Here is an 8,506-nt window from a genome sequence, read left to right as displayed (position 1 = left end):
GCCCGTTTCCAGGGCCCAGCGGTACCAATCAATGGTTCGGCGCAAACCCTCTTCGAACGCAACCTCGGGTTCGTATCCGAGGAGCGCCCGCGCCGCGGAGATGTCGGCGAGGGAACGTTTCACGTCGCCCGGCCTGGGCGCGTCGTAGATGGGCTCGAGGTCCGTGCCGAGGACGCGGTTGAAGGCGGCGGCCATGGTCCGCAGGTCGGTGGCGCAGCCGGTGCCGATGTTGACGACCTCGCCGTGGACCGCGGGGGCATCGGCCGCCAGAAGATTGGCCTTGACGACGTCGCCGACGAACACGAAATCGCGCGATTGGCGTATTGGTTCGACGGGTCTTGCCGCGGACCGAAAACGTTGAAGTACCGCAGGCTGATCGTCTCCAGGCCGAACGCGCGCCAGAACATGGCCAGGTACAGTTCGCCTGCGACCTTGTCCGCCGCGTACGGGCTGGCGGGCTCGGACGGCATCGTTTCGACCTTCGGCACGGCCTCGCTCGTGCCGTAGGCGGCGGCGCTGGCGGCATAGACGAACCGGCGAACGCCCGCGTCCCTCGCGGCGGCCAGCAGGTTGAACGTCCCGAGGGCGTTGACGGCGAAACTCGTCCGGGGATCCTCGATGCTGCGGGGGACGCTCGCAATGGCGGCCTCGTGGAAAACGACCTCCGCGCCCTTGCACGCGCGGCGACAGGCATCCGGGTCGCGCACGTCGCCCTCCACAAGGTCGATGTCCCGCCGGATCTCCTCGAGGTTCTCGCGCAGGCCGGATGAAAAGTCGTCGAGCACGCGGACGCCCTCGCCGCGCGCCACCAGGGCCCGTACCAGGTTCGATCCGATGAACCCGGCCCCTCCGGTCACGAGGTATAGGCCCGCCATGCGTGCCTCCTTCCTGGCGATTTACCGGCGGTAGTCTAGCAGGGGCAGGCCGGGCGTCCAAGCCGATTTATGCCGAGGCCAGGCGCCTCTTACTGCGCGGAGAAACGGGGCGCTTGCTCACGCAGCCCGATGGCGCCGCAGGAGAACGAGCAGCCCGCCCGCGGCAAGGATCGAGAGCGTCGCGGGCTCAGGGGTGAGATAGTAGAAAGCCGTCGAGCCAAAGAGCACGTCGCCGCCATTTCCGTAGTTCTCGATGCGTACATTAATGCTGTCAGAGAAGGGGACGTAGTCGCCGATGAGCCAGCGATACTGGTCGGTTCTGAGGTAACTGGTGGCGGGATTGGCGAGGTCAATGTCGTGCATGTTCAGGAGGCCGTAATAAGGTCCGGTGCCGCTGGTGGGGTTGGCGACGTCGCCGTCGTTGTCATCGCCGCCGGCGCCGTCGGTCGCCAGCACGTGGTTATAGTAATAACCGCCGTTGTAGGCATCCTCGAGGCCCGTTCCGAAGAGGGTGGCCCCGTCGACGGTGATGATGTCGTCGCCTTCGAGGATGTTGCGACTCGTCCCGTCTTTTCTGACAAACAAGAGATTGCCGACGTAGTGGCCTTCGCCGGTCAGGGCGAGGATTTGGTGATGCGTCTGGCCGGCGGTTGTCGTTTCCTCGTTGAAGACGGCATGCAGATAAGATGCATCGGCGGGTACGGCGCCGGCTTCGTACTCGACGGCGGCGGAGGTGATGCCGATGACCGAGCCGGTCGTGTTGTACAGTTCGACGATGGCGCCTTGGCGGTAAGGCATGGGCCAATAGCTGTAGAACCCGTCGGGCCCGTCGGTGCCGAGCGGAAGGGACTTGTACGGGACGCGGTCGTGCCCCGCGCCGAAGAAATGGGCCACGGGAACGTCGATGGCGTTCTGCGGGCTGGCGTCGTAGCGGACGCGGAGCCGCAGACCGTCGAGTTGGGCGTCGGTCGCGCCGGCCATTTTGAGATTGAGCCTGCGGATCTGGCCGCTGCCGCTCAACGTGCCCAGCGCCTGGGCGCCTCCTGCCGGGATGCTGACGCTGCTCGTCGTCATTGTCACGGCCCCGGCGCTCGTACCGGCGGGGTTGGAGCCGACGTTGTTGATCAGGTTGACGACGCTATCGCGCGCGGTCTGCTGGTCTCCCGTGAGCGACCCGTTGTAAGGGGTCACGGCGTCGGCAGCGGGCAGGAGGTGGTAACTGTACTGGTAGTAGTGGTGGTGGGCAGCCCAGCCTCCAACGGCGGAGGAGTAGTTGTTGGATTCGATGATCAGGGAGTTCTGGAAAGCGATGGGCTCGTAACTGACCTGTCCGCCGACGAGCGTTTTCACCAGGGGGCTTTGGACGTAGCCGTACCCTCCGCTGAGAAACGTGTCGCTGTCGGTGTTGATCTGGAGCGTGCCGTCCACGGTCATCTTAACGGTGAAGCCCTCGTCTGCCGCCGCACGGGGCATCCAGAAGCGGGTGATGATCCCTGGTCCCGAGAGGGTTGTGATGACGGTGTCGGTGTCAACGCTTTGAAGGCCGGCGGGCGATTCGTACTGGTTGTAATCTTTATTGTCGCCCGCGCGGTCGTAACTGCTTGCCATGCCGGCCACGACGCCGGTCTTCAGGCGGGGGAGATCATCCCAGTCGCAGAGCGCCTCGTAGTCATTTAGCGCGGTGCCGCTGACGGATGTCGCGAAGATGACAACAAGAATGCCGGAGAGGCACAAAACGCGCTTGGCTGACATGGCTGCAATACCCCTCTCTTTTTTCCGACCCTTACCGGCACGGCTGGGGCGTTTCCGACTGGAAGTATAGCCGGAAAAAGGGTTTTTGGCAAACGGATACCCCAAGCCGGGCGTGGTCGGAGCAATTTCCGAGACGCCTCCCGGTGATGTCTGTCCGTCTGGGGCGGGCGTTTTCCGCCTGACAGGGGCACTGGCCGAACGTCCCTTTCGGTACATCGGCCCCGCCGAGATTGCCGATAGATACGGGAACGGGCCTCGGGCTTGACATTTGGCCCCTGAGCGGCCATAAGAGGCTTGGCGGACCTCCGATCGCGTGCCTCTCCGGCAAGGAGAACCATTGAAAGCCTTGGTGAACCTGGTGCGGCTCTCGCGGCCGAGCCACTGGCTGAAGAACGGGTTTGTGTTTGCGGCCTTGGTCTTCGCGCGCAAGATGACCGACGCCGCGGCGGTCGTAAAGGTTATCGAGGCCTTCGCCGCCTTTTGCCTCGCTTCCAGTGCCATTTATGCGTTGAACGACGTCGTGGACCGTCGGGAGGACGCGCAGCACCCATCGAAGCGGAACCGGCCGGTGGCCTCGGGGGCGGTGGGTGCGGGCTTGGCCGTCGGCTTGAGCGTCGTTCTGGCCGCGGCCGGGGTCGGGTTGGCGCTGGTCGTCGGCCGGGCCTTTGCGGCAACGGTTGTCGCGTACCTCGTGCTGATGCTGGCGTACGTGGCGGGGCTGAAGCGAGTGGCGATCCTGGACGTGCTCGTGATCGCATCGGGGTTCGTGATCCGGGCCTACGCGGGAGGTGTCGCGATCAACGTGGAAGTCAGTTACTGGCTCCTCTTGTGCACCCTGACGCTGAGCCTGTTCCTGGGTTTCGCGAAGCGCGAGAGCGAGCGTGTGGCGTTGGGCGAGGACGCCTCGGCGAGTCGGCCGCTCGCGTGGGGCGTTTACAGCCGGGAGACGCTGGCCCACATGATGACCGTGTCGGCGGGACTGGCCATCGTGACGTACATGCTTTACACCGTGAGCGAACGGACGATCCGGGAAGTGGCGCACCACGAGTGGATGTTCATCACGGTCCTGCCCGTCATCTACGCGGTATTCCGGTTCTATCACATGGCGATCACGGGCCGGGCGGGCGACCCGGTGGACATGGTGCGCCGGGACCCCGCGTTCGTCATTGCCCTGGTCGTGTGGCTGGCCATGGTGGCCGGGCTTCTCTTTGCCGTCTAGGAAGGACGCACGTCGTGACGACTGGCCGCCCCTGCTCCGACCCCTCGACCACGCTCGGGGTCGCCCTGAGTGGGTCGAAGGGCGACGCGCTGCGCGGCGAGACGTTGCGCCTCGGCCCCGGCCGGCTGTGGTTGGCGGCGTTCGGAGCGGCGCTGGTGCTTTATGTTCTGACGCTCGCGCCGGATCTGGTGTGGCAGGACGGGGGGGAGTATCAGTGGACGAGCGCGAGGCTCTCGTGGCCGCCGGCCATCGCGAGCGTTTGGTGCCGGCCCGGCGAGGCTGTCCGCGTCCACCCGTGGTTTCTCGTGACGGCCAGGGCGCTGGGTCTCGTGCCGTTCTGGAACTACGCCTATGCGGCCAACCTGTGTTCGGCCGTGGCGATGGCCTTGGCCGCCGCCAACATCGTTCTCGTGGTTCGACTCGTAACGGGGCGGACGGCGCCGGCGGTCCTTGCGGGTCTCTCGTTCGCGCTCGGGCACACGATCTGGACGTTCGCCGTCATGTCCGAGGTGTTGGGATGGACGGCCGCGTTTCTGTCGGCCGAGTGCCTGCTGGCGTGGCTTTGGATCGATCGGCGCCAGGCGCGGTGGCTGCTGCTGCTTTTCCTGGTGAACGGGGCGGCGATCAGCAATCACATGATGGCGGTCTTCAGCCTGGCGGTCTTCGGGACCTGGATGGTGGTTGAGTGTGTCCGCCGGCGTGCCCCGTGGTGGGTTCTTCCGGCGGCCGTGGGGTGCTGGCTGGCCGGTGGGGCGCTGTACTGGATTGTGGGCGAACTGGAATACGTGCGGACAGGGAACTTGCTTGAGACCGTCCGTTCCATGACGGGCGGCTATCATGGCGGTTTGGTGGCGAACATGGATGATTTGCCCCGGCTCCTGGGACGAAGCGTCCTGTACGTCGGCCTGAACTATCCGACGCCGCTCGTCGCCGCGATTGCCTTCGGCGCCGTCGCACTGGTGCGGCGACGCAACGCCTTCGGGGTGCTCGTCCTTGTGCTGGCGGCGGTCTACTTCCTGTGGGCCGCTCGATACAAAGTGCCGGACCAGTACTCCTTTTTCGTTCCGTTCTACGTGTGCGGGAGCCTGCTCATCGGCGTCGGCGCGGCGGCGCTCATCGCATGGCGGCGGTGGATGGCCTGGTTGCTCGTCGCGCTGGCGATCGCGCCGGTGGGGGTTTACGCGGCGCTTCCGTCGGCCGCGCAGTCGGCGGGATTCGTCTTCTTCGAGCGCGAACTGCCGCACCGCGACCCGTACACCTATTTTCTGCGGCCGTGGAAATGCGGGGACCGGAGTGCACGGCAATTTGCGGAGGAGGTACTGGCCGCACTGCCCGAGAATGCGATCCTTCTGCCGGACACGACTGCCAGCATGCCGCTCAAGTGTCTTCAGGACATCGAAGGCCGCCGGCCGGACGTTCGGATCATCGATCCGTACGATGCGAAGTTCGAGGCGTCGGTCGGCCCGTACTGGCAGAGCAAGGCGGACCTGTTGCCCGGCGCCCGCTCGGAGGGCAGGCGCGTGTTTGTCGTTTCCGAGGAGGCGGGTTATGTCCCGTCGTGGGTCCTGACGTACGACCGCCTGGAGCGGTTCGGACCGATCTTCGAGGTGAAGCCGCTCCGGCCGGCAGGGGAGGGCCCATGAGTCCGACCGGGCAGGCGGTCAAGCGGGCGATGGACCTGGTTCTGGCGGGGACGGCGCTGGCGGGCGGCTGGCCGTTTCTGGCCGCCCTGGCGATTTTGATCCGGATCGACAGCCCCGGGCCGGTGCTCTTCCGCCAGGAACGGGCCGGCCGCGGCATGAGGCCGTTCATGGTGTACAAGTTCCGCACGATGCGCGCCGACGCCGACCCGTACGACGTGAGCCCGATGGGGCGGGAGGATGCGCGTCTGACGCGGCTCGGGCGCTGGCTGCGCGAGATGACGCTGGACGAGTTGCCGCAATTCTGGAACGTCCTGAAGGGGGACATGAGCATCGTGGGTCCGCGGCCGCTGTACATGAGCCAGGCGCGCCAGTTCAACGAGCGTCAACGTCGGCGGCTGGAGGTCAGACCCGGCCTGACGGGATTGGCGCAGGTCATGGGCCGCGGCGAGATTCCCCACGAGGACAAACTCGAAATTGACGTTCAGTACGTGGAACGATGGAGCCTGATGCTGGACCTGACGATAATCCTGCGTTCGGTGCGGCTGTTGCTGCCGAACGAGCGGGTGTACCAGAAATGGACCTGAGAGGGGCTGTGTAGTTGACACCGGGCGTCGGGCGAGTATGCTAGTACTACAACGCCACTTGACCATTTGCGCGGTGGGTTCGCCGCGGGGCTTGCCTCGCGCTGCGAACAGCCAGCGCCCCGCAAGCGGGGCGGCGAACCCGCTGTGCAAAGTGGCGTTGTAGTACTAGGGAGAGTCTCCCGGCCCCGGGGCGGGGCCATGCGAGAGGGGGTGCATGTGGGCCGTTCCCTGAACATCCTGTTTTCGTGCGTGGGCCGGCGGGTCAGCCTGCTGGAGGGGTTCCGGCGGGCGATGGCGGATTTGGGGGTTCGCGGCCACGTCTACGGGGCGGACTGGACGCCGCTGGCGCCGGCGTTTCACCGGGCGGACGAGGGCTTTCTGGTTTCGGGGGTGAACTCCCCCGCCTACGTGGACGACCTGGTGGACGTCTGCCGCCGGAAAAAGATCGGTCTCGTCATTCCGCTCATTGATTGGGAACTCCAGGTGCTGGCCGAGGCGCGCGACCGTTTTCAAGAAGCCGGCGCGCGGATGCTCGTCTCGTCCCCCGGCGTGGTGGAAATTTGCCGGGACAAACGCAAGACGTGTGAGTTTCTCGTGAAGTCCGAGCTGGACGCGCCCCGGGTTTTCTCCTACGAGGAAGCGGCCGACGGACCTTTCCCGCTGTTCGTGAAACCGCGCTTCGGGTCGAGCACGCGGCACGTGCGTTTCGTACACAACCGGCAGGCGCTGAAGCGATTCGGGCAGCACACGTCCCGGTTCATCATCCAGGAATGTGTGCGGGGGACGGAGTTCACGGTCGACGTGTACGCGGGGCTCGACGGCGTTCCGCGCGTCGCTGTGCCGCGCGAACGGCTTCAAGTCCGCGCCGGCGAGGTGGCCAAAGGCCGGACCGTCCGCCACGCCGAAATCATCCGCAAGAGCATGCAGGCCGTCGAGGCGCTGGCCGAGTGCGTCGGCGTCATTACGATTCAGTGTTTTCTGACGGCCGAAGGCGCCATCAAGTTCTTCGACCTCAATCCGCGTTTCGGCGGCGGGGTACCTCTGTCCATCGAAGCCGGGGCGGACTTCCCCCGATGGATCATCCAGGAGCATTTGGGAGAGCGGCCCGAGATTGACCCGGAAGGCTGGCAAGCGGGCCTGGTGATGTTGCGCTACGACGCGGAAGTATTCTGCAAGGCGAAAGACGTGGGTATGGCGGAATAAGCGTGCCGACCGCTTTAAGAAGCCCGCGACGCGCGGGGCCCTGAAGAAGTGAAAGGAGAGACCCATGTTTCCGCCCGGATCTCCGGCTTGGACGGAGGTGCTCGGGGAGTTGTGGATTCCGGGGATCTGGGTGTTCGTATCGGCCCTGATTCTGAGTCTCCTGGGCACGCCGCTGTTCCGTTGGATTGCCCTGAGGAAGGGAATCTCGGACCAACCGGACCAGGCGGTCAAGATCCATGACAAGCCGATCCCGTACCTCGGCGGATGCGCTATCTGGCTGGCGTGGACCGTGCCGCTCGTCGTGTGCTATTTGTGGAATTATCCCGCCCATGGCCAAGCGACGCTTGCCGTCGTCGCCGGCGGCGCCGTGGCTTTCCTGACGGGCCTCCTGGACGACCTGCTGGACATCCGGCCGGGATTGAAACTGCTCGGCCAAGCGGCGGCCGGAGCCATCCTGCTGGCCGGCGGGGTTTACTGGTTTGCCTTTCCGCAGATCTCGGAAATTCCCCTCTTGGACTTCGCGAAGGACTCCTGGTTCGTGTGGGTTTTCTGTATCGGCATGCATTTCTTCGTCGTCATCGGCGCGACGAACGCGACGAATCTCCTGGACGGGCTCGACGGTCTCTGCTCGGGTGTGTCGGCGATTGTGTCCATCGGTTTTCTCCTGCTGGCGACGTCGCTGACGGCATGGGCGAACCCCCAGTGGTCCGTGAGGGCGGTCGACTATGAGTACACGCGGCTCATCATGATGGTGGCCTTTGCCCTGGCGGGCGCGACCGTAGGATTCCTGCCGCACAACCTCAACCCGGCCCGGATCTTCATGGGCGATGCGGGCAGCGTCTTCATCGGCTACGTGATTGCCGCCATGATGATCATGTTTGCCAGCCAATTCGGAATGGTCAAGTGGTTCGTCGGCGCCCTGTTCATCTTCGGCCTGCCGATTCTGGATACGGGCATGGCCTTGTTGAGGCGGATCGTGAACCGCCGGCCCATCATGATGCCGGACCGCAGTCATCTGTATAACCAGTTGATCGACCGGCTCGGCCTGTCGGTGCTTTCGACGGTCGGCTTGTTCTATGTGCTGAGCGTGGCGCTCGCGGTCGCCGGGATGCTCATCCTGTACATGCGGGGCCGCTACGCGATGGTCCTTTACGTGGGCATCGCGCTGGTCTGCCTCGTGGTCGTCTGGCGGCTCGGGTTCTTGCGCATGACGCCGGAGGAAAAGGCTGC

Annotated in this window: 6 protein-coding genes and 1 pseudogene; 5 read left to right on the top strand and 2 right to left on the bottom strand. The window is 65.2% G+C overall.

Annotated features, from left to right (window positions below; all coding sequences use genetic code 11):
• Both NTX40_09040 and NTX40_09035 read right to left on the bottom strand, forming a co-directional pair.
• A pseudogene (locus NTX40_09040) lies at positions 1-875 on the bottom strand (SDR family NAD(P)-dependent oxidoreductase).
• A gap of 117 nt (positions 876-992) precedes the next feature.
• A complete protein-coding gene (locus NTX40_09035; GenBank protein MCX5649223.1) occupies positions 993-2,627 on the bottom strand; it encodes a DUF2961 domain-containing protein in 1,635 nt (544 codons plus the stop codon).
• A gap of 337 nt (positions 2,628-2,964) precedes the next feature.
• Here NTX40_09035 and NTX40_09030 point away from each other — a divergent pair, with 337 nt between their 5' ends.
• The 5 genes from NTX40_09030 to NTX40_09010 form a co-directional block, all read left to right on the top strand.
• Positions 2,965-3,846: a decaprenyl-phosphate phosphoribosyltransferase gene (locus NTX40_09030; GenBank protein MCX5649222.1), complete on the top strand. Its 882-nt coding sequence runs from the start codon at positions 2,965-2,967 to the stop codon at positions 3,844-3,846.
• Positions 3,847-3,860: 14 nt separating this feature from the next.
• Entirely contained in the window at positions 3,861-5,489 is a 1,629-nt protein-coding gene (locus NTX40_09025; GenBank protein ID MCX5649221.1) for a DUF2723 domain-containing protein, read from the top strand.
• Positions 5,486-6,073 (top strand): sugar transferase, encoded by a 588-nt coding sequence (locus NTX40_09020; protein ID MCX5649220.1) that lies wholly within the window; start codon positions 5,486-5,488, stop codon positions 6,071-6,073. The genes NTX40_09025 and NTX40_09020 overlap by 4 nt, the downstream gene beginning before the upstream one ends.
• Positions 6,074-6,289: 216 nt before the next feature.
• The gene (locus NTX40_09015) at positions 6,290-7,276 is read left to right on the top strand and encodes an ATP-grasp domain-containing protein (GenBank protein ID MCX5649219.1); all 987 of its coding nucleotides are present in this window, start codon (positions 6,290-6,292) and stop codon (positions 7,274-7,276) included.
• A 64-nt stretch (positions 7,277-7,340) separates the two neighbouring features.
• On the top strand, positions 7,341-8,506 hold a 1,166-nt coding region (locus tag NTX40_09010), incomplete at its 3' end, for an MraY family glycosyltransferase (protein MCX5649218.1).

The organism is Planctomycetota bacterium (assembly GCA_026387035.1).
Classification (GTDB): domain Bacteria; phylum Planctomycetota; class Phycisphaerae; order FEN-1346; family FEN-1346; genus JAPLMM01.
Note: the sequence above shows the minus strand (reverse complement) of the source record. Positions and strands in the feature narration are given on the sequence as shown.

Excerpts from the sequence above, each read along its gene's own strand:
- NTX40_09035 (MCX5649223.1), bottom strand. The coding sequence starts at position 2,627 with ATGTCAGCCAAGCGCGTTTTGTGCCTCTCCGGCATTCTTGTTGTCATC.
- NTX40_09020 (MCX5649220.1), top strand. The coding sequence starts at position 5,486 with ATGAGTCCGACCGGGCAGGCGGTCAAGCGGGCGATGGACCTGGTTCTG.